Source organism: Mycolicibacterium gilvum (assembly GCF_900454025.1).
GTDB lineage: Bacteria > Actinomycetota > Actinomycetes > Mycobacteriales > Mycobacteriaceae > Mycobacterium > Mycobacterium gilvum.
The window spans coordinates 4,946,084-4,972,886 of the sequence record NZ_UGQM01000001.1; the positions used below are offsets into that span (position 1 = coordinate 4,946,084).

At 67.9% G+C, this 26,803-nt stretch carries 26 protein-coding genes and 1 pseudogene; 11 read left to right on the forward strand and 16 right to left on the reverse strand.

Translation table 11 applies throughout. The features are described from left to right. The first annotated feature begins 56 nt into the window (after nt 1-56). The 3 genes from DYE23_RS23215 to DYE23_RS23225 all read left to right on the forward strand — a co-directional run bounded on the left by DYE23_RS23215 (nt 57) and on the right by DYE23_RS23225 (nt 2,943). On the forward strand, nt 57-815 hold the full coding sequence (locus tag DYE23_RS23215; RefSeq protein ID WP_011892636.1) for a potassium channel family protein: 759 nt from the start codon (nt 57-59) through the stop codon (nt 813-815). Nucleotides 816-892: 77 nt separating this feature from the next. Next, nucleotides 893-1,588 (forward strand): two-component system response regulator PrrA, encoded by a 696-nt coding sequence (gene prrA / locus DYE23_RS23220; RefSeq protein WP_011892635.1) that lies wholly within the window; start codon nt 893-895, stop codon nt 1,586-1,588. Nucleotides 1,589-1,599: 11 nt separating this feature from the next. Then, complete coding sequence (locus DYE23_RS23225; RefSeq protein ID WP_011892634.1) at nt 1,600-2,943, forward strand: HAMP domain-containing sensor histidine kinase; 1,344 nt, start codon at nt 1,600-1,602, stop codon at nt 2,941-2,943. 55 nt (nt 2,944-2,998) lie between these two features. Here DYE23_RS23225 and DYE23_RS23230 read toward each other — a convergent pair whose 3' ends face one another. From DYE23_RS23230 to DYE23_RS23240, 3 genes are all read right to left on the reverse strand, one after another. Further along, nucleotides 2,999-4,003, reverse strand: a complete 1,005-nt coding sequence (locus DYE23_RS23230) for an IS3 family transposase (RefSeq protein WP_011891385.1) — start codon at nt 4,001-4,003, stop codon at nt 2,999-3,001. Beyond that, entirely contained in the window at nt 4,000-4,242 is a 243-nt protein-coding gene (locus DYE23_RS31525) for a hypothetical protein (protein ID WP_235660295.1), read from the reverse strand. Before DYE23_RS31525 ends, DYE23_RS23230 begins: the two co-directional genes overlap by 4 nt. A gap of 307 nt (nt 4,243-4,549) precedes the next feature. Then, nucleotides 4,550-4,912 (reverse strand): FKBP-type peptidyl-prolyl cis-trans isomerase, encoded by a 363-nt coding sequence (locus tag DYE23_RS23240; protein WP_011892633.1) that lies wholly within the window; start codon nt 4,910-4,912, stop codon nt 4,550-4,552. Nucleotides 4,913-4,964: 52 nt separating this feature from the next. Here DYE23_RS23240 and DYE23_RS23245 point away from each other — a divergent pair, with 52 nt between their 5' ends. Further along, a complete protein-coding gene (locus tag DYE23_RS23245) occupies nt 4,965-5,213 on the forward strand; it encodes a DUF2630 family protein (RefSeq protein ID WP_011892632.1) in 249 nt (82 codons plus the stop codon). Between the two features lie 4 nt (nt 5,214-5,217). Here DYE23_RS23245 and DYE23_RS23250 read toward each other — a convergent pair whose 3' ends face one another. Beyond that, nucleotides 5,218-5,508: a hypothetical protein gene (locus tag DYE23_RS23250; RefSeq protein ID WP_011892631.1), complete on the reverse strand. Its 291-nt coding sequence runs from the start codon at nt 5,506-5,508 to the stop codon at nt 5,218-5,220. Nucleotides 5,509-5,754: 246 nt separating this feature from the next. On the opposite strand from DYE23_RS23250, the gene DYE23_RS23255 reads away from it, so the two are divergent. After that, nucleotides 5,755-6,960: an IS110 family RNA-guided transposase gene (locus tag DYE23_RS23255; RefSeq protein WP_006247666.1), complete on the forward strand. Its 1,206-nt coding sequence runs from the start codon at nt 5,755-5,757 to the stop codon at nt 6,958-6,960. A 42-nt stretch (nt 6,961-7,002) separates the two neighbouring features. Here DYE23_RS23255 and DYE23_RS23260 read toward each other — a convergent pair whose 3' ends face one another. The 3 genes and pseudogenes from DYE23_RS23260 to DYE23_RS23270 all read right to left on the reverse strand — a co-directional run bounded on the left by DYE23_RS23260 (nt 7,003) and on the right by DYE23_RS23270 (nt 8,998). Then, a complete protein-coding gene (locus DYE23_RS23260; RefSeq protein WP_011892630.1) occupies nt 7,003-7,623 on the reverse strand; it encodes a hypothetical protein in 621 nt (206 codons plus the stop codon). Nucleotide 7,624: 1 nt separating this feature from the next. After that, nucleotides 7,625-8,304, reverse strand: a pseudogene (locus tag DYE23_RS23265) (MspA family porin). 16 nt (nt 8,305-8,320) lie between these two features. Further along, nucleotides 8,321-8,998 carry an MspA family porin gene (locus DYE23_RS23270; protein ID WP_011892628.1) on the reverse strand — a complete coding sequence of 226 codons (678 nt, stop codon included), beginning with the start codon at nt 8,996-8,998 and terminating at the stop codon, nt 8,321-8,323. A 328-nt stretch (nt 8,999-9,326) separates the two neighbouring features. Between DYE23_RS23270 and DYE23_RS23275 the strand changes: the two genes are divergently transcribed. Together DYE23_RS23275 and DYE23_RS23280 are read left to right on the forward strand one after the other, a co-directional pair. Then, nucleotides 9,327-9,716 carry an Rv2240c family protein gene (locus tag DYE23_RS23275; RefSeq protein ID WP_115328287.1) on the forward strand — a complete coding sequence of 130 codons (390 nt, stop codon included), beginning with the start codon at nt 9,327-9,329 and terminating at the stop codon, nt 9,714-9,716. Between the two features lie 17 nt (nt 9,717-9,733). Next, entirely contained in the window at nt 9,734-11,296 is a 1,563-nt protein-coding gene (locus tag DYE23_RS23280) for a phytoene desaturase family protein (protein ID WP_115328288.1), read from the forward strand. Here DYE23_RS23280 and DYE23_RS23285 read toward each other — a convergent pair. The 6 genes from DYE23_RS23285 to pdxH all read right to left on the reverse strand — a co-directional run bounded on the left by DYE23_RS23285 (nt 11,293) and on the right by pdxH (nt 17,761). Continuing rightward, nucleotides 11,293-11,709 carry a MarR family winged helix-turn-helix transcriptional regulator gene (locus DYE23_RS23285; protein ID WP_013470872.1) on the reverse strand — a complete coding sequence of 139 codons (417 nt, stop codon included), beginning with the start codon at nt 11,707-11,709 and terminating at the stop codon, nt 11,293-11,295. The genes DYE23_RS23280 and DYE23_RS23285 overlap by 4 nt on opposite strands. Further along, nucleotides 11,699-13,135, reverse strand: a complete 1,437-nt coding sequence (locus tag DYE23_RS23290) for an MFS transporter (RefSeq protein ID WP_115328289.1) — start codon at nt 13,133-13,135, stop codon at nt 11,699-11,701. The genes DYE23_RS23285 and DYE23_RS23290 overlap by 11 nt, the downstream gene beginning before the upstream one ends. A gap of 498 nt (nt 13,136-13,633) precedes the next feature. Then, on the reverse strand, nt 13,634-14,848 hold the full coding sequence (locus tag DYE23_RS23295) for an IS110 family RNA-guided transposase (RefSeq protein WP_115327778.1): 1,215 nt from the start codon (nt 14,846-14,848) through the stop codon (nt 13,634-13,636). 125 nt (nt 14,849-14,973) lie between these two features. Continuing rightward, on the reverse strand, nt 14,974-16,278 hold the full coding sequence (locus DYE23_RS23300) for a citrate synthase (RefSeq protein WP_011892623.1): 1,305 nt from the start codon (nt 16,276-16,278) through the stop codon (nt 14,974-14,976). 100 nt (nt 16,279-16,378) lie between these two features. Beyond that, a complete protein-coding gene (locus DYE23_RS23305) occupies nt 16,379-17,023 on the reverse strand; it encodes a TetR family transcriptional regulator (protein ID WP_011892622.1) in 645 nt (214 codons plus the stop codon). Nucleotides 17,024-17,104: 81 nt separating this feature from the next. Then, nucleotides 17,105-17,761, reverse strand: coding sequence for a pyridoxamine 5'-phosphate oxidase (pdxH, locus tag DYE23_RS23310; RefSeq protein WP_011892621.1), 657 nt, complete (start codon nt 17,759-17,761; stop codon nt 17,105-17,107). Nucleotides 17,762-17,829: 68 nt separating this feature from the next. Between pdxH and DYE23_RS23315 the strand changes: the two genes are divergently transcribed. Beyond that, a complete protein-coding gene (locus tag DYE23_RS23315; RefSeq protein WP_011892620.1) occupies nt 17,830-18,951 on the forward strand; it encodes a citrate synthase 2 in 1,122 nt (373 codons plus the stop codon). Further along, nucleotides 18,948-19,562 (forward strand): maleylpyruvate isomerase family mycothiol-dependent enzyme, encoded by a 615-nt coding sequence (locus tag DYE23_RS23320; RefSeq protein WP_041799921.1) that lies wholly within the window; start codon nt 18,948-18,950, stop codon nt 19,560-19,562. Before DYE23_RS23315 ends, DYE23_RS23320 begins: the two co-directional genes overlap by 4 nt. Nucleotides 19,563-19,654: 92 nt before the next feature. Here the strand turns inward: DYE23_RS23320 and DYE23_RS23325 are convergent, their stop codons facing one another. After that, on the reverse strand, nt 19,655-20,860 hold the full coding sequence (locus DYE23_RS23325) for an IS110 family RNA-guided transposase (RefSeq protein WP_006247666.1): 1,206 nt from the start codon (nt 20,858-20,860) through the stop codon (nt 19,655-19,657). A gap of 246 nt (nt 20,861-21,106) precedes the next feature. On the opposite strand from DYE23_RS23325, the gene DYE23_RS23330 reads away from it, so the two are divergent. Continuing rightward, on the forward strand, nt 21,107-21,568 hold the full coding sequence (locus DYE23_RS23330) for a VOC family protein (protein WP_011892618.1): 462 nt from the start codon (nt 21,107-21,109) through the stop codon (nt 21,566-21,568). Here the strand turns inward: DYE23_RS23330 and DYE23_RS23335 are convergent. Further along, nucleotides 21,565-24,198 carry a family 1 glycosylhydrolase gene (locus tag DYE23_RS23335; RefSeq protein WP_115328290.1) on the reverse strand — a complete coding sequence of 878 codons (2,634 nt, stop codon included), beginning with the start codon at nt 24,196-24,198 and terminating at the stop codon, nt 21,565-21,567. The two genes, DYE23_RS23330 and DYE23_RS23335, sit on opposite strands and share 4 nt — an antisense overlap. Nucleotides 24,199-24,337: 139 nt before the next feature. Between DYE23_RS23335 and DYE23_RS23340 the strand changes: the two genes are divergently transcribed. Further along, nucleotides 24,338-25,114: a bestrophin-like domain gene (locus DYE23_RS23340; RefSeq protein WP_013470866.1), complete on the forward strand. Its 777-nt coding sequence runs from the start codon at nt 24,338-24,340 to the stop codon at nt 25,112-25,114. Nucleotides 25,115-25,126: 12 nt separating this feature from the next. Here DYE23_RS23340 and DYE23_RS23345 read toward each other — a convergent pair whose 3' ends face one another. Next, complete coding sequence (locus tag DYE23_RS23345; RefSeq protein WP_013470865.1) at nt 25,127-26,800, reverse strand: FAD-dependent oxidoreductase; 1,674 nt, start codon at nt 26,798-26,800, stop codon at nt 25,127-25,129. Nucleotides 26,801-26,803 lie beyond the last annotated feature (3 nt).

Below are 26,803 nucleotides of genomic sequence, written 5' to 3' on the forward strand. Positions count from 1 at the left end.
CAAACATTGAGGTCAACAGCTTCCCGCCGGTTCCGCTCCCGGCGTGCCGGGTACACATGCGATCCGTGACGACTCTTCATTCAACCCGGCAGGAGCTCTGGGAGCGACGGACCGAATGGCCCCTGGCCGGCACGGCCGTCCTGTTCCTGGCCGCCTATGCCGTCGATGTCCTGGCGCAACCCGGCGGGGCGGCGGCGGTGGCGATACACGCGGTGGTGACGGTGTCGTGGGGCGCGTTCCTCGTCGACTACGTCGTGCGCCTGTCCCTGGCCGACAACCGAGGGCGATGGTTCTTCCGCCACCTGTTCGATCTGGCGATCGTGGTGCTGCCCATGCTGCGACCGCTGCGACTGCTCAGGCTCGTCACCTTGATCGCGGTGCTGCAGCGGGTGGCGGGCAACGCCATCCGCGGTCGGGTGGTGATGTACACGGTGTGCGGCGCGATTCTGCTGGTCTTCGTCGCATCCCTGGCCGTCCTGGAGGCCGAGCGTGGACTTCCCGAAGCGGACATCCAGAGCTTCGGCCAGGCGGTGTGGTGGTCGGTCACCACGATCACGACGGTCGGATACGGCGATCTGACACCGGTGAGCACCACCGGCCGGGTCATCGCGGTGTTCCTGATGATCGGAGGCATCAGCCTCGTCGGCTCGATCACCGCGACACTGGCGTCGTGGATCGTGCAGCGCGTCTCGGACGACGACACCGAGGGACGCGCCGTGACGACGGCACATATCGACCGCCTGCTCGGTGAGATCAACGACTTGCGTGAGGACGTGCGCCGCTTGCGTGCCGAGGCGCGGGACACGGCCCCGTAGCGGCCGGGATCGGGACACTCGCCCGCCCGACCCCCGGTTACGCCTGCTTGCCCGTCGCATCAGGCAAGATTGCGTGCATGGACAGTGGCTCACCCCGGGTGCTCGTGGTCGATGACGATCCCGACGTCCTGGCCTCGCTCGAGCGCGGGCTGCGACTGTCCGGTTTCGACGTCTTCACCGCGGTCGACGGCGCCGAGGCGCTGCGCAGCGCCACCGAGACCCGGCCCGACGCGATCGTCCTCGACATCAACATGCCCGTGCTCGACGGTGTGTCGGTCGTGACCGCGCTGCGCGCGATGGACAACGACGTGCCCGTCTGCGTGCTGTCGGCGAGGTCGTCGGTGGACGACCGGGTGGCCGGCCTGGAGGCGGGCGCCGACGACTACCTGGTCAAGCCGTTCGTGCTGGCCGAACTGGTCGCGCGGGTCAAGGCGCTGCTGCGGCGCCGCGGCTCTACGGCCACATTCTCGTCGGAGACCATCACCGTCGGGCCGCTCGAAGTCGACATCCCGGGTCGGCGCGCCCGCGTCGACGGGGTGGACGTCGACCTGACCAAGCGCGAGTTCGATCTGCTCGCGGTCCTGGCCGAGCACAAGACCGCGGTGCTCTCCCGCGCACAGCTGCTCGAGTTGGTGTGGGGCTACGACTTCGCCGCCGACACCAACGTCGTCGACGTCTTCATCGGCTACCTGCGCCGCAAGCTCGAAGCCAACGGCGCTCCGAGGCTGCTGCATACGGTGCGCGGCGTGGGATTCGTCCTGCGGCAGCAGTAGGCGCGCCGTTCGTGAGCGCGCTGTCCCGCTTCGTCCGACGCACCCCGTCGCTGCGTCAGCGGGTCGCGTTCACCAGCGCCATCGCCGGCGCGATCGTCGTCCTGATCGCGGGCACCGTCGTCTGGTTCGGCATCACCGACGCCTGGAACGAGCGGCTGGACCGCCGCCTCGACGAGGCCGCCGGTTTCGTCATCCCGTTCCTGCCGCGCGGTCTCGACGAGATCCCACCCTCGCCGAACGACCAGGACGTCGTGATCACGGTGCGCCGCGACGGCGGCGACGCGGCGTCGAACTCGACGGTGGTGCTCCCCGAGATGGAGCCGGGGTACGCCGACACCTACCTCGACGGTGTGCGCTACCGGGTCCGCACAGTCGAACTCGCCACCCCGCAACCGATGTCGGTCGCGGTCGGGGCCACCTACGACGCGACGATCGCCGACATCAACAACCTGCACCGGCGCGTCCTGATCATCTGCACACTCGCGATCGGCGCCGCGACCCTCGGAGGCTGGGTGCTGGCCGCGTTCGCGGTACGGCCCTTCAAGCAGCTGGCACGCCAGACCAGCGCGATCGACACCGGTGACGAGGAACCCGACATCGACGTGCGCGGAGCGACCGAGGCGGTGGAGATCGCCGAGGCGATCAACGGCCTCGTCCAGCGCGTGTGGGAGGAGCAGGAACGCACGAAGGCGGCGCTGACGTCGGCGCGCGACTTCGCCTCGGTGTCCGCTCACGAGCTGCGCACCCCGCTGACCGCCATGCGGACCAACCTCGAGGTGCTCGCCACGCTGGAACTGTCCGAGGACGGCCGCAACGAGGTGCTCGGCGACGTGATGCGCACCCAGACGCGGATCGAGGCCACGCTCGGGGCGCTGGAGCGGCTCGCCCAGGGAGAGCTGTCGACCGAGGACGACCATGTGCCGGTGGATATCACCGAGCTGCTCGACCGGGCCGCCCACGACGCGATGCGCGTCTACCCCGATCTGGACGTGTCGCTGGTGCCGGCGCCGACGGTCATCATCGTCGGGCTGCCCGCGGGTCTGCGGCTGGCGGTGGACAACGCGATCGCCAATGCGGTCAAGCACGGCGGCGCGACCCGGGTGCAGTTGTCGGCGGTGAGCTCTCGCGACGGTGTCGAGATCGCGATCGACGACGACGGCGTCGGTGTGCCGGAAGCCGAACGCGAGGTGGTGTTCGACCGGTTCTCGCGCGGATCGACCGCGTCGCAGTCGGGTTCGGGGCTGGGGCTGGCGCTGGTCGCCCAGCAGGCCGAATTGCACGGTGGCACTGCATCATTGGGGTCGAGCCCGCTCGGCGGCGCGCGCCTGCTGCTCCGGCTGCCCGGCCCGCACTGACCCGCGCTCACCCCGGGCGCTCACCCGTCGCCGAAATTGCATTCCACGGGCGATGTCAAGCTGCTTGGAGTCGGTCGGGGTCGTTTTCGGTGGGGAGGTTGATGCCGACGACGGGGCTGGGGCTTTTGGTTCGTGGACGGTTGCGGAACCGTTCGGGGTGAGCGTCGTAGTAGGCCTGTAGGGCGGTGTCTCGTCGGTCCCAGAGCTGCGCCCACGTGCCGTCGTGGACGGAGTCTGGGGTGAACAGTTCGACGCCGCTGTGGCGGTGATGCTGGTTGTACCAGGACACGTAGGCGCTCACCCAGGCGCGGGCGGAGTCAAGATCTGTGAAGACACCGGGATAGTTCGGTCGGTACTTCATCGTGCGGAACTCCGATTCGGAGAACGGGTTGTCATTGCTGACCCGGGGCCGGTTATGGGTTTGGCCAATCTTGAGACCGGCCAGGAGGTCTTTGAGGACCGTCGAGCGCATCGCCGGCCCGGAATCGGCGTGCACGACCGCGGGGAGGCCGTGCCCGGCGAACGCGGCTTCGAACATGTCCACGGCGAGGTCGTCGCATTCCCGTTCCTCCACGCGCCAGCCCACGATCTTGCGGGAGTAGATGTCAAGGATCGAGTACGCCTTGAACGCCACACCGCGCCACGGGCTGCGCAGGTCGGTGATGTCCCAACTCCAGATCTGTTGTGGTCCTGTCGCTTTGAGTACCGGCGCCTGCCGGGGCGTCTTGCTCGTCGAGCGGGTCGGTGCGACTGGGCGCGCACTTTGGTCCTCGATCGCGGCGGCGATCCGCCACCAGGAACGCCGCGAGGCCAACATCACGCCCTCGTCCCAGCTGGCGGCGAACGCATGGTCCACCGAGCTGCCCGCCTCCCAGCCGGCGAGGATCTTGTCTCGGATCACTGCCCGGTCGGCCTCATCGATGCGCGATGGGTAAGCCCGATGCTTCTGCGGCAGCGGGTCGCTGACCGGCGGGCGCGGGTTGGTCCGGTAATGCCACGTCGAACGCGACAGATCGATCATCGCCAGCGCCTGACGTTGCGAACCGATCGCCGCGGTCAACTCGGTGACAAGTCCGTTCTCGGCGTCGATGAATCGTCGAGATCGTGGATCGTCGGGGCTGCGTCGGGCTCGTGCGCGCTCATCGTGTGCAAGAGCCCGATAGCTTTTCCCAAAGCCTCGTTGGTTGCCTCGAGCTCGCGAACTCGCTCTCGTAGCTGAGCGAGTTCGGCCTCGTCGCGGTCCTGCCTGGCTGCATCAACTTTGGCCAACGCTTTGCGCAGCGCCGGGGGAACTGTCATCTCACTACCTTCTCGCGGAATCAGGCCACGGTCGAGGTCACCGCTAAACACTGCGGCCTGCCACCGTCTGAACTGACCGCCAGAGACCCCTGAAGCAGCAAGCCACGACCCCTTCTGCCCATGAGGCACCCGCTGATACTCGACAACGAACTCACGAATCTCGGCGATACTGAACCCTGCACTGATCGACACACTCATCCCCTTCGCACTGACTCCCACTGACTCACAACGAGCGTGGCAAAGAGGGCCAGCAGAATTTTTGCGAGTCGAGCCCTGCTGGAATGCAAGTTCGGCGGGAAAAAGGGGGCTAGCTGGTGCCCAGCAGGTCGATCATGAAGATGAGCGTCTTGCCCGACAGCCGGTGTCCGCCGCCGGCGGGGCCGTAGGCCTGCTCCGGCGGGATCGTCAGCTTGCGGCGACCGCCGACCTTCATGCCGGGGATCCCGTCCTGCCAGCCCTGGATCAACCCGCGCAGCGGGAACTCGATCGACTCGCCGCGGTTCCAGGAGCTGTCGAACTCTTCGCCGGTGTCGTACTCGACTCCGACGTAGTGCACCTCGACGTTGGCACCCGCCACGGCCTCCGAACCGTCGCCGACGACGACGTCTTCGATCACCAGCTCCGTGGGTGCCGGGCCGTCGGGGAACTCGATCTCAGGTTTGGTTGCCATCCGCTCACCCTAGACCGCAGACGCGTCGCCAAAAGCACTGCACACTGAACGCGTGGCCAGCGATCGAGACATCCTGAGACAAGTCAACGAGCTCGTCGCCGAGGAGCGCGACCTGCGCGACAAGCTGCAACACCGAGAGATCGACGAGTCCGAGGAACACGCCCGGCTCAAGTCTCTCGAAGCACAGCTCGACCAGTGCTGGGACCTGCTGCGGCAGCGCCGGGCATTGCGTGCCGGCGGCGGGGATCCCGACAGCGCGACGGTGCGCCCGGAGAGCGAGGTCGAGGGCTACCTCAACTAGGGAGTCACTGCGAGCCGTCGGGTGGACAGTTGACCGACACCCACGCCGTCGGCGGCGCCGAGGTGTCGATACGGGTGACGGTGCACTGCGACAGCGGGATGTTCGACGGCTCACCCGCGACCCAGTTGACCTCGACGTCGTATCCGGCGTTGGACAGCTGCCGGATCGTCGCGCCGGGAGTCTCGTTGCCGGCCTCCGGCAGCGACGGTTGCGCGGTCGCCGGCGCCACGACTGCGAGCGACCCGATCACGGCGGCGGCTGCCGGCACGCCGGCGAACCTCATCGTGCGCATCATGGACACTCCTTAAGTTCGTAGTTGCAGTTACTTCGTGTTGTTACGTTGGGCTGTGACCCGGGTGGGTCGGGTGAGGCTGCATGGTCGTAGCCGGCCCTGGTGGTGCGGCTTGAAAGGACTGGCCGCCCGGCCTGCCTGGACTCCTCTGGCCGCTGATTGAGATCTGCGATGTGATCGCTTGTTTAAGGAAATGCTGGCGGGGTTGTCCATGGGGATCATGTTGGTAGACAGGCGAAAAGAGGGGTGATGACGACGGGCCAGGTGTGGGCTGGAGTGGATGTTGGTAAAGAGCATCACTGGGTTTGTGCGGTCGACGACAGCGGGAAGGTGGTGTTGTCGCGCCGGCTGGTCAACGACGAGCAACCGATCCGGGAGCTCGTCGCTGAAATCGACGAGCTGGCCGAGCGAGTGTCGTGGACGGTGGACCTGACCACGGTGTATGCCGCACTGGTGTTGACGGTGCTGGCCGACGCCGGCAAAACGGTCCGGTATCTGGCCGGCCGGGCGGTGTGGCAGGCCTCGGCGACCTACCGCGGTGGGGAGGCCAAAACCGATGCCAAAGACGCTCGGGTGATCGCCGACCAGGCGCGCATGCGCGGCCAGGACTTGCCCGTTCTGCATCCCGATGATGACTTGATCAGCGAGTTGCGGATGCTCACCGGCCATCGCGCCGACCTGGTGGCCGACCGCACCCGCACGATCAACCGGCTGCGCCAGCAACTCGTCGCGGTCTGCCCGGCCCTGGAACGAGCCGCCCAACCGAGCCAAGACCGTGGCTGGGTGATACTGCTGGCGCGCTACCAGCGTCCCAAAGCGATTCGACAAAGCGGTGTTTCGCGGCTGACCAAAGTCTTGACCGATGCCGGTGTGCGCAACGCCGCCTCGATCGCGGCGGCTGCGGTGGCTGCAGTGAAAACCCAGACGATGCGCCTGCCCGGCGAAGAGGTGGCCGCCGGGTTGATCGCTGATCTGGCGCGGGAGGTGATCGCCCTCGATGACCGCATCAAGACCACCGACGCCGACATCGAGGGCCGATTTCGCCGCCATCCACTCGCCGAGGTGATCACCAGCATGCCCGGCATAGGATTTCGGCTGGGCGCCGAATTCCTCGCCGCCGTTGGTGATCCCGCGCTGATCGGATCGGCTGACCAACTCGCGGCCTGGGCCGGCCTGGCGCCAGTGTCTCGAGACTCCGGAAAGCGCACCGGACGACTGCACACCCCCAAGCGTTACAGTCGCCGACTGCGCCGAGTCATGTACATGTCGGCGTTGACCGCGATCCGCTGCGACCCAGATTCCAAGGCCTATTACCAGCGCAAACGAGACGAAGGAAAGCGGCCGATCCCCGCCACCATCTGCCTGGCGCGACGGCGCACCAACGTTCTCTACGCCCTCATCCGTGACAACCGGACCTGGCAACCTGATTCACCCCCGGTCACCGCCGCGGCTTGACTTCTTCATTGAGAGTCCTTTCTGCGAGACCTCAGCCGCCGGTCACGGTGCCGGCGGAGGCGGCACCGGGGCGACAGGAAGCGGCTTGTTCAGCGAATCCAATTCGCGCTGACCGAGCAGACCGCCCTGCAGACCTCCGGCCTGATACATGTCATACAGGCGCTTCAGGTATTCGATACCGGCGATGTCCGCGTTCTCCTGGCCGGGCGCGATTCCGAACAGCTGCCCCGCGCCCGGAGCCGACGGCGCCAGATTCTGCGGGAGCAGATAGGCGTTGTTGAAGGGGTTCATGTGTATCGGTGCCGCCGGCGCGGTCCCCGGAACCGCCGGCACCGCGTGCTGGCCGAGGACGAACTCGTTCGCGGTCTGCCCGGAGACGTCGGGCATGGCGGGTAGTCCGCCGATAAGCTGCGAGGGAGATCCGTTCTGCGCCAGCGGAAACAGGACACCCGCCGGCGGCGGGGCGGGCTGCGCACCCGGGACGGGCGGCGGGGCGGCGACAGGGGCGGCGACCGGGCCGAGTCCGGGAATGGACTCGAACGGCAGCGGGCCGGGCACCGGCGCGGGCGGCGGCGGCTGGGCCGTTGCCGCGGCAGGGACGCCGAGGCCGATTCCGATGCCACTCACGAGAGCGGCGAGCGCGCCGACCAGCCGGCGAGTCATCTCAGACGGCCTTCGTGACGCCGTAGTAGGCGACGATGTCGTCGGCCGCATCGGTGGAGCTGGTCAGCACCGCATAGGACCGCAGGAAGGACTCACCCACACAACCGTCGACCTTGATGTGCACATCCTTGACCGTGACGCGCGGATTGGATCCCTCGAAGGTCTTCTGCGTGAGCTGGACCGTCGTGACCTCACCCGGCTGCGGAAAAACCTCGATCTGCGCGGAAACGGGGAATGCCACCCCCAGTCGGCGTTGATCGTTGATCGAGGGGGTGAAGCCCGCCGATCCGTTCAGCTTCACGACGTTGAGCGAGATGCCGCAACCGATCTGGTAACCGACCTCCAGCGTGCCACCACTGGTCGGCGCGGTGCCGGCGCCGGCGACGGCGCCCTCGAACGTCCCCGCCACCAGATACTCCCTAACGACAGAGCCGTCGTCAGCGGTGCCACCGCAACCTGGAACTCGTCTTTGGCGGACACGGTCAGCTCCCACCCGTCCGGCGTCACCACGAATCCCGGCGGTCCCGAAGCGACAGCACCGTCGGGGGCGGGCGGTGGCCCGACGTCGGCGACGGCCTGCACACCGGGCGCCACCGGTGACACCGGGTCGGGTTGGGCCGACGCCGATGTCGCACCGGCAAGTCCCAGCACGGCCACCGCAGTGGTCGCCGCAACTCTCATGAATGCCGTACGCACCTCACACCACCTTGACCTGGCCGGCATACGTGACGATGTCCGAGGTGTCCGTGGTGGAACTCGTCAGCGTCGAGTACGACTGGATGAACGACTGGCCGACGCAACCGTCGGTCTTGATCCGGAACCCGGTCACCGTCACGCGCGCTTCGCTGCCCTTGAACTTCTTCTCCCCCACCGGAACCAGCGTGACCGTGCCCGGCCGCAGGTTGATCTTGATCTGATTGTTGACGGGCAGTGCGACACCGCCAAGCACCGCCGACTGGTCGAAGTTGGTCGTCGCGCCGATCGAGGACAGAACCTCGACCGGCCCGCCGATGATCCCGCAGCCGATCCGGTAGCCGACCACAAGCGACCCGCCCGACAGTTTCGTGCTGCCTGCGCCGGTCACCGTTCCGGTGAACGTCCCTCCGACGACGTACTCCCGGGACGTCAGGGCCGTGGTCAGCGGAGCCACCGCCACCTGTGTCTCGTCCTTCGCGCCCGCCGTGAGCTCCCAGCCGTCAGGGGTTTTCAGGTATCCCGACGGCGAGGACGCGACGGCGTCCGGCGACGGCGGTGCAGCGGCAGACGCCGGCACGGCGGGGTCCGGCGCCGGAACAGGCTGCGCGAACCCACTCGGAGCCGCACCCAGTGCCGCGAACAGCCAGAGAGCCGTCGCGGCGGCTGCCCGAAAACGCATGCAGGATTGCCTTCCCCCAGAGTCGATATCGCTAGAATGATCGAGGCCGGGGGTTTCTGAACAGGCAAACGCCCGGCAAAAACTTAGATTGACTTTAGTGCACGGAGTGCTTGCCGGGCATATGTTTACGCGTCACCTGTAGTTCACGGCTCGAGCCTTCGCGAAGTCGATCGCGGAACTCGCAACTCATCCCGGGAGGTTCGCCATCACACCGACGAGGCGCACACTCTTTGCGGCAACCTCGGCGTGCGTCCTCGCCCTGCTCTTCGCGCCATCGGGCGCCTCCCAGCCGGCCCCGCCACCGGGACCCACCGCCGCGCCCGAAGCCGTGGAGGCCGCGCCGGAATCGGTCGCGGCGTGCCGCCAGTTCGCCCGCGCACTCGACACGGCTGCGGTGAGCTATTCGGAGTTCGCGAACGTGTTGGCGATCGGGCAGAAGAACCCCGACTACCTCGACCCGATCGTCTCGGCGAACAACTCCTACGGCCGCGCCGGACTACGGGCGGCCGCCACCACCGCGCTGGACGCCTCCCGGACGCCGGGACTGCATCCGGATATCGCCGCGCCGATGCGGTCCTGGTCGATGGGTGCGATGAAGCTGATCCTGCTGATGGGTCTGCGCGCCGACGTCGACCGGTTCAACAACGCGGCCAACGGTCTGAACACCCACACCGAAGCCGCGCAGATCGCGTGTGCGCGGGCGGGCACCCAAGCCTGACGCGGCACACTGGCTGCATGCGCACGACCACGGGAACCGAGCACCGGGACGCCGTCATCGTCGGGGGTGGGCACAACGGTCTGGTCGCCGCGGCGTATCTCGCGCGGGCGGGGCGGCGGGTGCTGGTCCTCGAACGACTCGATCAGGTCGGTGGGGCGGCGGTGTCGGCGCATCCGTTCGACGGCGTCGACGCCCGACTGTCGCGGTATTCGTACCTGGTGAGTTTGTTACCCCGGCGCATCGTCGACGACCTGGGCGCGCGGGTCCAGTTGGCGCGGCGCCGCTGGTCGTCATACACGCCGAACCCTGCCGACGGCGGACGCACCGGCCTGCTGATCGGACCCGAATCCACGTTCGCCGCCGTCGGCGCCGCCGCGGACGAGGCCGGATTCGCCGAGTTCTACCGGCGCTGCGCGACCGTGACGACGAGACTCTGGCCGACGCTGACCGAGCCGCTGCAGACCCGGACGGCGTTGCGACGCACCGTGTGTTCGGCCGGCGGCGAGGCCGCGTGGCAGGCGATGATCGAGCGCCCCATCGGGGAGGCGATCACCGACGCGGTCGCCGATGATCTGGTGCGCGGGGTGATGGCCACGGACGCGCTGATCGGCACATTCGCCGACATGCACGATCAATCCCTGATCCAGAACCGGTGCTTTCTGTACCACCTGATCGGCGGCGGCAACGGCGACTGGGATGTGCCGATCGGCGGCATGGGCGCGGTGAGCGGCGCTCTGGCCGCCGCCGCGACCGGATTCGGCGCCGAAATCCTCACCGGGGCAGAGGTGTACGCGATAGACGCGGACGGGATGGTGCACTACCGGCACACCGACGGCGAATATCGGGTGAGCGCCGACCACGTGCTGGCGAACGTGACGCCGGCGGTGCTCGCCGGACTGATGGGTGAGGAGGAACCTGCGATCGCACCCGGCTCCCAGGTCAAGGTCAACCTGATGCTGCGACGCCTGCCCCGATTGCGTGATGAGAAGGTCTCTGCCGAGCAGGCTTTCGGGGGAACCTTCCACATCAACGAGAACTTCGGCCAACTCCGGGACGCCTACCGGCAGGCCGAGGCGGGTTCGGTCCCCGAGCCCGTCCCGTGCGAGATCTACTGCCACACCCTGGCCGACCCGTCGATCCTGTCGGAGTCGCTGCGTGTGGCCGGTGCCCACACGTTGACGGTGTTCGGCCTGCACACACCGCACACGCTGGCCCACGGACGGGATGGTGGGCAGTACCGCGACACACTGACCGCCGCGGTGCTCGACTCACTGGATTCGGTTCTCGCCGAACCGATTCGAGACGTCATGTGGCTCGATGCGGCCGGTCGCCCGTGCATCGAAACCAAGACGACCCTCGACCTGGACGCCACCCTCGGCATGACGAACGGTCACATCTTCCACGGTGCGCTGCAGTGGCCGTTCGCCGAGCACGACGAACCGCTGTCGACTCCCGCGCAGAGATGGGGTGTCGGCACCCCACACGAACGGATTCTGCTGTGCGGCTCGGGATCCCGTCGCGGTGGGGCGGTGTCGGGGATCGGCGGACACAACGCGGCGATGGCCGTACTGGAGAGTTAGTCGACGAGCAGATCCACCAGCCGGCGCAACGCCGCCAGATCCTCGGACGTCAGCGCCGCCAGCGCCTCGGGCGCCGGGTCGTGCACGGCGTCGATCTCCCCGACCATCTCGCGGCCGGCGTCGGTCAGCGACACCGTCTTGCACCGGCGATTCGACGGATCGACGCGGCGCACCACGAGTCCCCGGTCCTCGAGGTCGTTGACCGCGACCGTAGCCGCCGGCGCGTCGACCGTGGCGGCGGCGGCGATCTGCTTGACGGTCATCGGGGTCCGGCTCAGCCTCATCAGGATCCGAATCCTGCTGAACGGCAGTCCGGTCCGCTCGACCACCGCTTTCTTCCAGTAGTCCCGGTGGTCGTGGACGAACGTCGCCAGGTCGGCCCAGATCCGATCGGCCGTCGGGTCACCGGACATGGGCACCACTGACCGGGTCGGGCGCCCCCGCCACCAGGGGAGCGAGTCTCTCCGCGGAGCGCACGGCCCGCTGCGAGGTCGAGAGGAAACCCACAGCGAGGATCACCAGGCCGAGTGCGATGCAGACGAACCACAGCGGGCGGGCCGCGGTCGCGAAGTCGGCGCCGCGTCCGGTCATCGCCGCGCTGGCGACCGAACCACACAGCGCCACACCGATACTCACCCCGACCTGGCGGCTGGTCGACGTCACCGCCGACGCCGCCCCCGCTCGATCCAGCGGCATCCCGCTGACCGCGGCGTTGGTGATCGGGGCATTGACCATCGAGAACCCGACGCCGAACACCGCGAACACGATCAGCAGATGCCACACCGGCGTCGTCGCGGTCAGCCACGTCAACAACGTTGCCGCCGTGGTGATCAGGATGCCCGCGGCCACCAGCGATGGGCGTGCGCCGTACCGCCCCACCAGACGGCCCGACAGCGGGGAGAAGAACAGTGCCCCGAGTGCGATCGGCAGATAGATCAAGCCGGTCTGCATCGCAGAGAATCCGCGCTCGCCCTGCAGGTACAGCGACATCATGAACAGGAAGGCGCCCCATGCGGCGAACGCACTGATCGCGTTGATCGTCGCGGTCGTGAACGGGATGCTGCGGAAGAACCGCAGATCCAGAAACGGGTCGTGACGCCGGGATTCGAAGCGCAGGAACGCGATCAGCGCCACCACCGCGACGGCTGCGATCGCCAGCACGCGCGGGTTGGTCCACCCCAGCACGGGACCCTCGATGAGGGTGAAGACGGTGCCGAACAGGAACAGGATCCCCAGACCCTGACCGATCGGGTCGACGTTGCGCATGGTCTGCGACTTGGACTCCGGCACGAACACCGCCGTCAGGATGATCGCGGCGGCACAGATGGGCAGGTTGATCCAGAACACCGACCGCCACCCGACGGTCTCGATCAGCAGACCGCCCACGATGGGCCCGGCCGCCATCGAGATGCCGGTGACCCCACCCCAGATGCCCAGCGCCCGCGCCCGCTCCACCGGCTTGGTGAAGATCTGCGAGATGATCGACAGCGCAACGGGATTGAGCATCGAACCGCCGACACCCTGCAGGAACCGCGCGCCGATCAACGTATCGATCGTCGGCGCCAGGCTGCACGCCAGCGACCCGAGGGCGAACACCGTCAGCCCGATCTGGAACAGACGCCGCCGTCCGAACCGGTCCCCCGTCGCACCGGAGAGCATCAGCAGCGACGCCAGCACCAGCGTGTAGATGTCGACGACCCATTGCATCTGCGCGGGACTGGCCGACAGGTCGGCCCGGATCGACGGGATCGCGACGTTGACGATGGTCGCGTCCATCGACACGATCAGCAGGCTCAGGCAGCAGGACACCAGGATGATGGCCTTGCGCCTGGGCGTCATCGCGCCGACAGTTGTATTCACACAACTATTGTGGAACTACAACTGTCAACGTGGCAAGTGACGCGGGTGTGACGTTCGCGGGACGCGAGCGCGCGCCGACTGTCAGCGATCGCGGCGCGTCGCCGTGCAGACCCGCGCGCTCGCGGTGCAACCGGTGGGGCTAGCTGGCTGTAGGGCGAGTCAAGGGTGTTGAAGGTCGTAGTGGGCCTACGTCCCGAGGCGGGGCGTGATTTCGTGCGGTCGGTGGTGCTGCTGGGTTGGGGGCGGGTGCCTGGCGCCCACGCTGACGTATGCAACCTCGGTGGGTTATCTGGCGTGGTTCGGGCTGCCGTAAAGGCGAAGGGCCGGGTGCCAAGCTAGCCTCGGCGTGACCCGGTGGGTCCGCCATAGCGGATACGGCATCTGATCCGGCCCTTCGTCCCGTCCTCTTAGCGTGGCACTTACCGACAGGGGTTGTGAAGGGTCTGATTCGGTCCTTTCGCGGTGGGTGTCAGGGGTTCAGGCCCAGCGGGTCGGTTCGTAGGTGGCGTGGTCGCGAACCAGTGCATGAGCGATGCGGTTGGCACGATGAGCCAACGCGCAGGCGACGACGCCGCCGGGCTTGCCGCGGTCCTTTAGCCCGTGGGCGTAGGTCTTGGCTGCCGGTTCACTGAGCCACAGGCCCATGCCGAGGTCGATCAGGGCGCGGCGCAGCGCCACGCTGCCTTCACGGCTGATGCCGCCATCGCGGCGCTTGTGCGCCGATTCGTACTGCATCGGAGACAGCCCCGACGCACGATAGATTTGCCGCGGTCCCGGCCACCGCTTCGGGTCACCAAGGGCAGCAGCGTAATTGGATACCCGCACCACGCCCCAGCCCGGCACCGAGGTCAACGTCGCGTAGGGGCTGCGCGGTAGCAGCTCTCCCAGTGCGGCCTCCGCGGATTGGATTTGGTCGTCGAGGTCGGCCAGCAAGTTCATGTCGGCGGCCAGGATCTGGCGGGCGATCATCGCGTCGCGGGTCGGCAGTGCATCGCGGGCCGCAGCGACCAAACGCTCCGCGACCGGACGACGCAGCTGCAGATCCCGGGTCGCGGCGAACCGGATCAGCCGGCTGACTCCGAGCCCTGCCAGACGGGCCGGGTCGGAGAATTCGGCGGCGACCAGCCGGCCGATCCTGGTGGCCAGCACGTCGGGCAGCGCCAGGGTCAGTCCGGGAAACGCCCGATCCAATTGACCGAGCAACTGGTTCTTCGTCGCACTGCGCGTGGCCACTCGTCGGCTCCGATGCGCAGCCCAAGCACTGAGTTCGCCGATCACGACATCACGGTCGACGACCGAGCAACCGTGTCCACTCAGCACGAGTTCGGTGATCGCCTCCAAGTCGATGACGTCGGTCTTGATCCGTCGCCGGCCCTGCACTCGGCGTTGCTCGGCGACATGAGCGGGATTGAGTTCCACCACTTCCCACCCCTCGGGCCACCGATGGTCGAGCACTGGTCGGTGATAATGGCCGGCAGCCTCCACGGCGACCTTGACCTGCCCCGACGCAGGCACCGCGGCCATCACGCGAGTCGTCGCAGCGATCAAACCCGACCGGTTCATCGCGAACTCCGACGGCGTGAGCAATCGATGTCGAGCCGCGTCGGTCACCGAAAACACTGCAGAAGTCTTGCCGACATCGACGGCAACGACGATGGTGGACGACGTGACTGGAGCTCCATGCACAGACACAACAAACACCTCCGGGGTGTGTCAGGAGGTCCACGTGCGTCAACACACGGACCCCGAAAGGAATCAGTTACAGATCCCTTCCTGACACCTCCGGAGGCATTTGAGAAGGACCAACTCGATCTATATCAGCGGGTGTCGATGCCGGCGTAGTCGCGCTCGGTGTAACCGGTGTAGATCTGGCGCGGGCGCCCGATCTTGTTCGGCTCACCGTGCATCTCGCGCCAGTGCGCGATCCAGCCCGGCAAGCGGCCGAGGGCGAACAGCACCGTGAACATCCGGGTCGGGAAGCCCATCGCCCGGTAGATCACGCCGGTGTAGTAGTCGACGTTCGGGTAGAGCTTGCGCTCGACGAAGAAGTCGTCGGTCAGCGCGATCTCCTCGAGCTCCTTGGCGATGTCGAGCAGCGGATCGTGCACACCGATCTTGCCGAGGATCTTGTCGGCCTGCTCCTTGACGATGCGCGCCCGCGGATCGTAGTTCTTGTACACGCGGTGACCGAAGCCCATCAGCTTCACGTTGTCCTCGCGGTTCTTGACCTTCTTGACGAAGGTCGCGACGTCGTCGTCGCCGTCGCGGATCTTCGACAGCATCTCCAGCACCGCCTGGTTGGCGCCGCCGTGCAGCGGACCCCACAGCGCGTTGATGCCCCCCGAGATCGAGGTGAACAGGTTGGCCTGCGAGGAGCCGACCAGACGCACCGTCGACGTCGAACAGTTCTGCTCGTGGTCGGCGTGCAGGATGAACAGCATGTCGAGCGCGCGGACGATCTCCGGGTCGACCTCGTAGGGCTCGGCCGGGAAGCCGAACGTCATCCGCAGGAAGTTCTCCACCAGCGTCAGCGAGTTGTCCGGGTACAGGAAGGGCTGGCCCTCGGACTTCTTGTAGGCGTAGGCCGCGATGGTCGGCAGCTTGGCCAGCAGGCGGATCGTCGACAGCTCGACCTGATGCGGGTCGAACGGGTCCAGCGAATCCTGGTAGTAGGCACTCAACGCGTTGACCGCGCTGGAGAGCACCGGCATCGGATGGGCGTTGCGCGGGAATCCGTCGAAGAACCGCTTGAGGTCCTCGTGCAGCAGGGTGTGCCGCTGGATCTTGGTCGTGAAGTCCTCGAGCTGCTCGGCCGTCGGGAGCTCGCCGTAGATCAGCAGATAGCTGACCTCGATGAACGTCGACTTCTCGGCGAGCTGCTCGATCGGGTAGCCGCGGTACCGCAGGATGCCGGCGTCACCGTCGATGTAGGTGATCGCACTCTTCGTCGACGCGGTGTTGACGAAGCCACCGTCGAAGGTGGTGTAACCGGTCTTGGCCAACAGCGAACCCAGAGCGATGCCGTCTGAGCCCTCGGAAGCTTTGACGATGTCGAGTTCGAGCTCGCCGCCTGGATAGCTCAGGGTGGCGTGCTCCTGCCCGGCTTCGGCGTTATCGGCCACTGGGATCCCTTCGTGTCAGTCGGGTCTACGCGGAGTCACGGAGTCTGTCTAGAAGGTAGTCGCATAACCGCAGCGACGCCCGCGGGGGGCTGGTACAACGTCAGACCGGCTGCCCTATACCCGCAATTTCGCCCGCAAACTCGGCGTAGGTGTCGTCGAAGGCGCTGATCACGTCGTCAACGCTGATGCCCGACACGTGCTTGCGGGCCAGGTCGTCCATCGCGGTGATCAGCACCGCGCCCCACACCGCCGCCAGCAGTTTCACCCTGCGGTCGTGGACGCTCGTCCCCATCCGTTCTGCCAGGAGCCTGTCGACCTTGCTGGCCCGGTACTCGACCGTGGCCTGGCGCAGCGTGCCCGACGACATCACGATCCGCAGGATCTGCAACATCCGCTCGGAGGTCAGCGCACCGGCCGCGGCCAGCTTGGTGTTGCGCGCCATCGCGATGTACGCGCGGCGCAGCGCCTCGAAGTTGCCGATGTCGAGCGGCTGACGGGCGAGCTCGGCGGCCGCGCTGTCGAGCACCTCGTCGATCAGGGCCAGCGCGATGGCGTCCTTGGTGGCGAAGTAACGGCTGAACGTGCGCGGCGACACCTCCGCGATCGCGGCGATCTGATCGACCGTGGTCGCGTCGAAGCCCTGACGGTCACACAGCCCCATCGCCGCGTCGATGAGAGTGGCTCGGGTGCGGCGTTTCTTGCGTTCACGCAGACCGAGAACCGGCTCCCCCCTGGGTTCAGCCACCTCCGGATGCTAACCCGCACCAGGCGAATCCCGGACGGAAACGGCAGGTTAGGCCCACGTGCGGGTGACGCACGCGGGCGCTCAGGGCTGGAGGCGCTCCACGGCTCCGTCGCGCACCCGGATCCGGTTGTGCACCCTGTTCTCCCGTCCCTGCCAGAACTCGACCACCTCGGCGGCGATCAGGTAGCCGCCCCAGTGCGGCGGCACCGGTACCTCGTCGACGTCGGCGAAGCGCGCCGTGACGTCGGCGAGCTGCTGCATCAGCGCCGCCCGCGACGCGATCGGACGGCTCTGCTGCGACGCCCACGCCCCCAGCTGGGAACCCCGCGGACGCTTGCTCCAGTAGTCGGCCGTCTCCTCGGCCGAGACCTTGGTGACCCGCCCGCGCACGTGAACCTGCCGGCCCAGCAGATACCACGGGAACGTCGCCGACGCGTACGGCCGGGCCGCCAGCTGGGCGCCCTTGTCGGAGTCGTAGTTGGTGTAGAACGAGATGCCCGATTCGTCGACGCTCTTGCACAACACGGTGCGGGTGACCGGCCTGCCCTCGCCGTCGATCGTGGCGACGACCATCGCGTTGGGTTCGGCGACACCGGCGTCGTGGGCCTCCGTCATCCACTGGTTCAGCAACGCCACCCACCCGATGTCGAGCCAGTCCGCGTCCAGGTCGACGCTGCCGTCCTTCTCCGCCGAGCCGTACTCCACACGCATCCGCGCCAGGTGATCGGAAGTAGCCACACGCCAGACGCTACGCCCGCCGCCAGATCCTATGGTCGGCTCGCGCAGGCAGGTGTAACAATCTGCGCATGACGACTTCGGTGCCGAAGGACTTCGTTGCGGGACTGGCCGGGGTGGTGGCGTTCGAGACGGAGATCGCCGAACCCGACAAGGACGGCGGCGCGCTGCGTTACCGCGGCGTCGACATCGAGGACCTGGTCGCGCACCGCATCACCTTCGGCGATGTGTGGGGGCTTCTCGTCGACGGCAGGTTCGGTGACGGGCTGACCCCCGCCGAACCGTTCCCGCTGCCGATCCACAGCGGCGACGTCCGCGTCGACGTCCAGGCGGGCCTGGCGATGCTCGCGCCGATCTGGGGTTACCGGCCGCTGCTCGACATCGACGACCAGACCGCGCGCGATCAGCTCGCCCGCGCCTCGGTGATGGCGCTGTCCTATGTCGCCCAGTCCGCCCGCGGCATCTACCGGCCCGCCGTCCCACAGCGCCAGGTCGACGAATGCGACACCGTCACAGCACGTTTCATGACGCGGTGGAAGGGCGAGCCCGACCCGCGGCACGTCGAGGCGATCGACGCGTACTGGGTCAGCGCCGCCGAGCACGGCATGAACGCCTCCACGTTCACGGCACGCGTCATCGCGTCGACGGGCGCCGACGTCGCCGCGGCACTGTCGGGGGCGGTCGGCGCGATGAGCGGCCCGCTGCACGGCGGCGCGCCCGCCCGGGTGATCCCGATGATCGAGGAGGCCGAGCAGACCGGCGACGCGCGCGCGGTCGTGAAGGGCATCCTCGACCGCAACGAGAAGTTGATGGGGTTCGGCCACCGGGTGTACCGGGCCGAGGATCCCCGGGCCCGGGTCCTGCGCGCCACGGCCGAACGGCTCGCCGCCCCGCGCTTCGAGGTGGCCGCGGCCCTCGAACAGGCCGCCCTGGCCGAATTGCGGGAACGCAGGCCCGACCGCGCCATCGAGACCAACGTCGAGTTCTGGGCCGCGGTGATCCTCGACTTCGCCGAGGTGCCGCCGACGATGATGCCCGCGATGTTCACCTGCGGGCGGACCGCGGGCTGGTGCGCGCACATCCTCGAACAGAAGCGGCTCGGCAAGCTCGTCCGCCCGTCAGCGGTCTACGTCGGGCCTGCCCCGCGCGGGCCGGAGTCGGTCGAGGGCTGGGATTCGCTCACCCGCCGATGACCGACCCCCGGACCGTCTTCGCTTCGGCGGCACACGCTTTCGCGGCTCTGGTGCGCCAAATACCGGACGACCGCTGGGATGAGGCGGGGCTGGGCGAATGGACGGTGCGCGACCTGGTCGGACACACCTCGCGCTCGCTGATCACCGTCAGCACGTATTTGCGTACCCCCGCCGAGCGTGAGGACACCGGGAGTCCGGCGGCGTACTACGTGTGGGTGCACGACTTCTCGGCGAGCGTCGACGCCTCCTCGATCGTCGAACGCGGCCGCCGGGCGGGACAGGATCTGGGAGCGGATCCGGCCGGGGCCGTCGACTCCCTGGTGGCCAGGACGCTCACCGATCTGGACGGCGTCGGCGATCCGCTGATCGAGGTGATCGGCGGACAGGGCATCCGGTTGAGCAGCTACCTGCCGACCCGGACGTTCGAACTCGCCGTGCACAGCCTGGACATCGCCCGCGCCGTCGGCATCGGTGACATCCCGCCGGCCGACGTTCTGACCGAGGCGGCCGCACTGGCCGCCCAGATCGGCGTCGCGCTCGGCCACGGCCCGGCCCTGCTGCTCGCGATGACCGGGCGCGCCGATCTCCCCGGCGGCTTCTCCGTGGTGTGACGCGCGCGCCACGCCCCGCGATGAGTTTCTGCGCGACAACGGGTCTGCATCGACGTCACCCGTCCCCGTCGAAAGGACTCTCAATGAAGAAGTCAAGCCGCGGCGGTGACCGGGGGTGAATCAGGTTGCCAGGTCCGGTTGTCACGGATGAGGGCGTAGAGAACGTTGGTGCGCCGTCGCGCCAGGCAGATGGTGGCGGGGATCGGCCGCTTTCCTTCGTCTCGTTTGCGCTGGTAATAGGCCTTGGAATCTGGGTCGCAGCGGATCGCGGTCAACGCCGACATGTACATGACTCGGCGCAGTCGGCGACTGTAACGCTTGGGGGTGTGCAGTCGTCCGGTGCGCTTTCCGGAGTCTCGAGACACTGGCGCCAGGCCGGCCCAGGCCGCGAGTTGGTCAGCCGATCCGATCAGCGCGGGATCACCAACGGCGGCGAGGAATTCGGCGCCCAGCCGAAATCCTATGCCGGGCATGCTGGTGATCACCTCGGCGAGTGGATGGCGGCGAAATCGGCCCTCGATGTCGGCGTCGGTGGTCTTGATGCGGTCATCGAGGGCGATCACCTCCCGCGCCAGATCAGCGATCAACCCGGCGGCCACCTCTTCGCCGGGCAGGCGCATCGTCTGGGTTTTCACTGCAGCCACCGCAGCCGCCGCGATCGAGGCGGCGTTGCGCACACCGGCATCGGTCAAGACTTTGGTCAGCCGCGAAACACCGCTTTGTCGAATCGCTTTGGGACGCTGGTAGCGCGCCAGCAGTATCACCCAGCCACGGTCTTGGCTCGGTTGGGCGGCTCGTTCCAGGGCCGGGCAGACCGCGACGAGTTGCTGGCGCAGCCGGTTGATCGTGCGGGTGCGGTCGGCCACCAGGTCGGCGCGATGGCCGGTGAGCATCCGCAACTCGCTGATCAAGTCATCATCGGGATGCAGAACGGGCAAGTCCTGGCCGCGCATGCGCGCCTGGTCGGCGATCACCCGAGCGTCTTTGGCATCGGTTTTGGCCTCCCCACCGCGGTAGGTCGCCGAGGCCTGCCACACCGCCCGGCCGGCCAGATACCGGACCGTTTTGCCGGCGTCGGCCAGCACCGTCAACACCAGTGCGGCATACACCGTGGTCAGGTCCACCGTCCACGACACTCGCTCGGCCAGCTCGTCGATTTCAGCGACGAGCTCCCGGATCGGTTGCTCGTCGTTGACCAGCCGGCGCGACAACACCACCTTCCCGCTGTCGTCGACCGCACAAACCCAGTGATGCTCTTTACCAACATCCACTCCAGCCCACACCTGGCCCGTCGTCATCACCCCTCTTTTCGCCTGTCTACCAACATGATCCCCATGGACAACCCCGCCAGCATTTCCTTAAACAAGCGATCACATCGCAGATCTCAATCAGCGGCCAGAGGAGTCCAGGCAGGCCGGGCGGCCAGTCCTTTCAAGCCGCACCACCAGGGCCGGCTACGACCATGCAGCCTCACCCGACCCACCCGGGTCACAGCCCAACGTAACAACACGAAGTAACTGCAACTACGAACTTAAGGAACCCCCATGGCCGTCCCCGCAGAAGCCAACCAGCCCATGCTCGTCCCACATCTCGTCGTCGACGACGCTTCGGCCGCCCTCGACTTCTACGCCAGGGCCTTCGGCGCTGTCGAGATGGCGCGGCTGCCCGGCCCCAACGGAAAGCTGATGCACGCGGCGTTCCAGATCAACGGCGCGATGGTGTTCCTCAACGACGACTTCCCCGAGTTCTGCGACGGCCGGTCCAGCACCCCCACCGCGCTCGGCGGCTCGTCGGTGACCATCCACCTGCACGGCCCCGACGTCGAGGGCCGGTTCCAGCGCGCGCTGGACGCCGGCGCCACGGTGGTCAACCCGCTCGAGGACCAGTTCTGGGGTGACCGCTACGGCGTGGTGCGGGATCCGTTCGGCCACCAGTGGTCGCTGGCCGAGACCGTGCGCGAGGTCGACCTGAACGAGATGGTGGCCCAGATGAACGGGGCGGGCTAACCGGGCAGATAGTTCTGCAGCAGGGCCACGGGCAGCCCGTTCGCGGTCGTGATCCCCTTCAGCGCGGCGATACTCGCCACCTTGGGGATGCGTTCGAGCTCGGGTGTGTCCGGGTCCGACCCGTACAGACCGAACTGCAGGTCGTAGCCCTCCGACCATTCCAGGTTGTCGACGAACGACCAGTAGGTGTAGCCGCGGATGTCCAACCCGTGCGCCACCAGATCCTGAACCACCGCGACGTGGTTGACCAGGTACGGCGGCCGCTTGGCATCCCCGGCGTCGGCGATGCCGTTCTCGGTGACCCACAACGGTTTCCCGTACGAGGCGGCGACTTCGAGCACCTCCCGGAAACCGCCGGGATCGATCGGCTGGTTGAAGTCGCTGCAGGTGGTCTCCTCGGCCGAGCACCTGATCGGGAAGCCGCGCAGGAACGGGAATCCCGGCAGCGGTGCGACACCGAAACCGACCATCGGCTGCGATCCGTAGTACTGCACGCCGAGGAAGTCGACCTTGTCGGCCATGTCGGGGCGGATCTCGTCGGCGGATTTGATCCCGTCGAAGTCCAGGTCGATCCATCCGTCGATCACCGCGTTCGGGAACCAGTGGTTGTAGTAATGGTTCCAGGCCTCGGCCGCCCCGACGTCGAGTGCGTTGACGGGGTTGGCGGGCCGCGCCGGGATCATGTTGTGGGTGAATCCGACGAATGCCGCCGGGCCGCCCTCGACCGCGGAGGTGGTGTCCCACGCGTGGATGGCGTCGTATGCCGCGACGTGACCGATCGCCTGGTTCACCAGGAACGTCGAGGCGAGATCGGGTCGCAGCACCCCCGGCGGCCAGTTCGGCACCACCCACGAGATCGCCAGGAACTCGGTCAGCACCGGCGGGAACGGCTCGTTGAGCGTCGCCCAGTTGTCGACCTGATCGCCGTACTTCCACGCCAGATACGCGGCGTACTTCTCGAACTCGACGGCGGTCTCCGTGGACAGCCAGCCGGCCGCGGCGACGGGCAGACCGAGTTGGATCAACGGGCGCGCGAGGACGGGATCGTGCACCCACACCGGCAGCGTGAAGTGGTTGACGGTGACCATCGGGTCGAGTCCGTGGAAGCGCAGCGCAGCGAACACATCCCGGTAGTGCGCGACCTCGTCGGCGTTCGCGAGGGCGTCGAGTGCCTGCAGGTCGGCCAGGCTGACCGTCCCCCCTTCATCCGAGATATCCACCGAGGCAGTCGAATCCGGGAATATCCGACTCCATTCGATGCCCATCCGGAAGGTGTTGACGCCCAGTTCCTCACGGGCCAACCGGGCGTCGTCCTCGTAGGAGACATACGCGCCGGGCCCGTTCTCCGGTACTCCCTTCACCAGACCGAGCAACCTGTTGAGCGGGTCGTGCACCCAGCGGTACCAGTCCGACCCGGTGTCCGCCGGCGAGCCGGGGCCACCCTCGGCCTGGAATCCCGAATGCGCGACGCCCCACTTGAAGCCGTCGGGCAGCGACAGGTCGATACCGTCGACGGGTTCGACCGTGACGGTGATGGTGCGTGTGATGCCGTGCCCCCCACCGGGGTTCAGAAAGCTCCCGAGGATCGGCACGAACTGCAGCCAGCCGAGAAGCCCGTGCACGTGCAGGCCCGCCGCATCGTCGGTGACGGCGACGGTGAACTCGTCGGTTCCACCGACCGCGGCCATCGCGTTCATCGGCCGGTAGACGAAGTTTCCGTCGGCGTCCACCGTGACCTCCCCGCCGAAACGAGGCCTGCCGATCACCTCGTAGGTGAGCGGGTCGCCGTCGCGGTCCTCGACGCCGACGTTGCCGGTGATCACGACGTCACCGTCGACCAGGCTCTGCGTGTAGGGCAGCGGGTTGTCGACTTCGTCGGGCGTGCTGTTGAACAGCTCGCGCCGTACCCACGCCAGCAGCCCCCAGGCCGACGGATCACCGGGCGGCGGGGGCGGGCCCGCCGCGAACGGGTGGAACAGCGCGTCGACGACGCTGACGGCGAGATCCACCACGTAGGTCACCGCGCCCCGCAGATCGAATGCGGTGGGCCACGGACGCCAGGACGGCACCCGGGGCGGGTCGACGGTCACCTCTGTGGTGACGACGGCCGTGGGCCCGGCACCGGACGGCACAGCGGCGGTCGCGACATCGGTTGCGGCAGCAGCGTCCGCGTCGGGGTCTGCGTCGGGGTCTGCGTCGGTGTCCGCGCCGGTGTCCGCCCAGGCGGCACGCTCCTCGGCCTCGTCGGGATCGTCGTCCTCGGCGGACGCATCGCCGGTGGTCCCGCCGGTATCCGGCCCGGACGCGTCGACCGATGCGTCGTCGGGTGCACCGGTCTCCCCGCCGGTCTCGGGCGTTGCGTCGTCCTGCGCTTGCGCGTCCCGGTCCTCGGCGCCCCCGCCCTCCGCGTCGTCACGACCGCCGGCGCGATCGCGCGCGGGCTTGGACGGGGACGCCGCCTGGCGATCCTGCGATGACGTTCGCGCAGTGGATGATTCAGCCCCCGCCGACGCGGACGACCCCGAATCCTCGGTGGCCCAGGCCACGCCGGAGCCGGTGACGAGCGCGGCCCCGACACCGAGCGCCACCGCAAGACCACCGACCCGACCGACGAACTGCGCAGAATCCATGAATCTGGAATACCGCCGCCGCGCCGCACGGTGGGCGGATTGACCAAACCCGTCATTTTGTCGGACCCCGTCGGCGCCTACGCGGCATACTTGCCGCACTGCGCCGCGTCCGACGGCATCCGACGCGAGGTGACGATCTGTGCTCTGGCTCCTCCAAGTGCCCCCGCCCATTCTGGTCACGCTGTGGGTCGTCGGCATCGTCGGACTGTCGATCGGCGGCCTCGTCGTCTTCCGCAAGGCGGTGTCTCAGACCCGGCTGGAGAACGCGAATGCCGTGTCGGGTTCGGTGTTCCAGCTCGCCGGGGTTCTCTACGCCGTGCTCGTCGGGTTCGTCGTCGTCGTGGTGTGGGAACAGTTCTCCGACGCCGAGGACGCCAGCGCGCTCGAGGCCAGTGCCGTGACCGACCTCCTCCGCGATTCCGCGGCCCTGCCCGCCGAATCGCGGTCGCTCATCGAGGAGAGCCTGATCCGGTACACCAGAACGGTCATCGACGAGGAGTTCCCCCTCATGCACCGCGGCGAGCATGTCGACGAGCGGTCCGATGCGCTCGACGCCGTGTGGCAGACGTACCTGACGGTGCAACCCCAGACGCGCAACGAGATCGCGTTCTTCGACCACGCCATCGTCCGACTCAACGATCTGGGGGCCGCACGCAAGATGCGGGTCGCCACCGGTGATGCCTATGTGCCGGGCGAACTCTGGATCCTGCTCATCGGTGGCGGCGGCGTGATGATGGCCTTCACGTTCCTGTTCGGCACCCCGGATCTGCTCGTGCACTCACTGGCCGTGGGACTCACGTCGGCGCTGCTGGCCTTCGTGCTGTACCTGATCTTCGCTCTCGAGCATCCCTACGTCGGTGCGCTGTCGGTGCAACCCACCGCGTTCGTGCACGCCCTGCAGTACTCGTCGGGGTGACCCGCGGGCCGGTCAGCGTCGCAACGCAGCCAGCACGCGCCGGTGGATCGGCGGCGCCGGGGCGTTCGCGGCGACCTCGACCATCTCCGCGACCGAGGTGAACTTCTCGCGCGGACGGACGCCGGCGCCGCGCGCGATCTCGGCCTCGTCGATCGCCTTCCAGCCGGCGGTGCCGATCACCGCCGGCCGGCGCCCGCGGACGAAATGCTCCAGCGCCGCACCGCGGTGGACCGGATCGGCGAGCAGACCGTCGTTGTAGTCGGCGACCAGGTTGTGCACGGTCTCGGCGGCACAGGACTTGTTGGTGCCGATGAACCCGGTCGGGCCGCGCTTGATCCATCCCGCGACGTAGCTACCGCGCACCGGGTCTGCGCCGGCGATCACCCGTCCGCCGTCATTGGGCACCACGGCGGCATCGGCGTCGAAAGGCAGCCCGCGAATCGGTGTGCCGCGGTAGCCGATGGAGGTCAGGACGAGCCCGGCGGAGATCTCCACCACTTCGTCGCCGCCGGTCACGGTGAACTCCACCCCCGCCGCGCGGGCGTCGCCGGTGATCCGCCGCGGGGTCAGCTGGTAGGCCAGCCGGATGCGCGGCCGGGTCACCGGCGCGGTCGTGTCGCCGAGTGTGGACAGGATCTCCAGCTTGTTTCGGGTCAGCGGATCGGTCGCCTCCGCCAGCTCCGCCAGGACGCTGTCGTGGTCGGCGGGATCGAGGACCACGTCGCACGACGAGGTCAGCCCGATCAGCTCGGGCAGCGTGAACGCCGACGCGGCCGGGCCTCGGCGGGCTGCGACGACGACCTCCCGCACCTGCGAGTCGCGCAACCGCGCGAGCGCGTGGTCGGCGATGTCGGTGCGCGCCAACGCATCCGGGTCGGTGGTCAGGATCCGGGCGACGTCGAGCGCGACGTTGCCGTTACCGATGACGACGACGCGCTCGGTGTGCAGATCCACCCGCAGATCGGCGGCCTCGGGATGCCCGTTGTACCAGGCGACCAGGTCGGTGGCCGTCGCGGTGCCGGGCAGCTCCATGCCGTCGATGTCCAGTCGCCGATCGCTGGGCGCACCGACGGCGTAGAGCACGGCATGGTGGTAGCGCAGCAGCTCGTCGTGGGTGAGGTCCGAGCCCACCTCGGTGTTCAGGAAGAACGTGAAGCCGGGCTTGTCGGCGATCGTGTCGAACAGCTCGGTGACGCGCTTGGTGTGCTGGTGATCGGGCGCGACGCCGGCCCGCACCAGCCCGTAGGGCGTCGGCAGTTTCTCGAAGACGTTCACCCGCACGTCGGGTTGGGTCAGCAGTTCGTCGGCGGCATACATCGCCGCGGGGCCGGACCCGACGATCGCGACGGTCAGCGGCCCGCCCGACTTCCGGTGCACGACAGGAGCTTCGAGCACCGGCGCGAGTTTCGACGTCGGCGGCAGCTTGCCCTCGCGCTTCGGGTAGAACGCCGCGTTGAGTTCGACGAAGGGCAACTGCTCGGGGGTGAGCTTCGAATCAGGCGCGATGGCCCCGACCGGACATGCCGACACACAGGCACCGCAGTCGACACAGGCGACCGGATCGATGTAGAGCATCTCCGCGGTCGCGAAGCCGGGTTCGTCCGGCGACGGGTGGATGCAGTTGACCGGACACGCGTAGACGCAGGACCCGTCGCTGCAGCACGACTGGGTGATCACATGGGGCATGGT

What these genes read in the sequence shown, in the direction of transcription:
- DYE23_RS23325 (WP_006247666.1), bottom strand. Translation starts at nt 20,860, where the DNA reads ATGACGACGGGCCAGGTGTGGGCTGGAGTGGATGTTGGTAAAGAGCAT.
- DYE23_RS23270 (WP_011892628.1), bottom strand. Translation starts at nt 8,998, where the DNA reads ATGCGTTTTCGGGCAGCCGCCGCGACGGCTCTCTGGCTGTTCGCGGCA.
- DYE23_RS23260 (WP_011892630.1), bottom strand. Translation starts at nt 7,623, where the DNA reads ATGACTCGCCGGCTGGTCGGCGCGCTCGCCGCTCTCGTGAGTGGCATC.
- DYE23_RS23345 (WP_013470865.1), bottom strand. Translation starts at nt 26,800, where the DNA reads ATGCCCCATGTGATCACCCAGTCGTGCTGCAGCGACGGGTCCTGCGTC.
- DYE23_RS23250 (WP_011892631.1), bottom strand. Translation starts at nt 5,508, where the DNA reads ATGATGCGCACGATGAGGTTCGCCGGCGTGCCGGCAGCCGCCGCCGTG.
- DYE23_RS23240 (WP_011892633.1), bottom strand. Translation starts at nt 4,912, where the DNA reads ATGGCAACCAAACCTGAGATCGAGTTCCCCGACGGCCCGGCACCCACG.
- DYE23_RS23285 (WP_013470872.1), bottom strand. Translation starts at nt 11,709, where the DNA reads ATGTCCGGTGACCCGACGGCCGATCGGATCTGGGCCGACCTGGCGACG.
- DYE23_RS23280 (WP_115328288.1), top strand. Translation starts at nt 9,734, where the DNA reads ATGCGCACGACCACGGGAACCGAGCACCGGGACGCCGTCATCGTCGGG.
- DYE23_RS23255 (WP_006247666.1), top strand. Translation starts at nt 5,755, where the DNA reads ATGACGACGGGCCAGGTGTGGGCTGGAGTGGATGTTGGTAAAGAGCAT.
- DYE23_RS23335 (WP_115328290.1), bottom strand. Translation starts at nt 24,198, where the DNA reads ATGGATTCTGCGCAGTTCGTCGGTCGGGTCGGTGGTCTTGCGGTGGCG.
- DYE23_RS23215 (WP_011892636.1), top strand. Translation starts at nt 57, where the DNA reads ATGCGATCCGTGACGACTCTTCATTCAACCCGGCAGGAGCTCTGGGAG.
- DYE23_RS23315 (WP_011892620.1), top strand. Translation starts at nt 17,830, where the DNA reads ATGACGACTTCGGTGCCGAAGGACTTCGTTGCGGGACTGGCCGGGGTG.
- DYE23_RS23320 (WP_041799921.1), top strand. Translation starts at nt 18,948, where the DNA reads ATGACCGACCCCCGGACCGTCTTCGCTTCGGCGGCACACGCTTTCGCG.
- DYE23_RS31525 (WP_235660295.1), bottom strand. Translation starts at nt 4,242, where the DNA reads ATGACAGTTCCCCCGGCGCTGCGCAAAGCGTTGGCCAAAGTTGATGCA.
- prrA (WP_011892635.1), top strand. Translation starts at nt 893, where the DNA reads ATGGACAGTGGCTCACCCCGGGTGCTCGTGGTCGATGACGATCCCGAC.
- DYE23_RS23290 (WP_115328289.1), bottom strand. Translation starts at nt 13,135, where the DNA reads ATGACGCCCAGGCGCAAGGCCATCATCCTGGTGTCCTGCTGCCTGAGC.
- DYE23_RS23330 (WP_011892618.1), top strand. Translation starts at nt 21,107, where the DNA reads ATGGCCGTCCCCGCAGAAGCCAACCAGCCCATGCTCGTCCCACATCTC.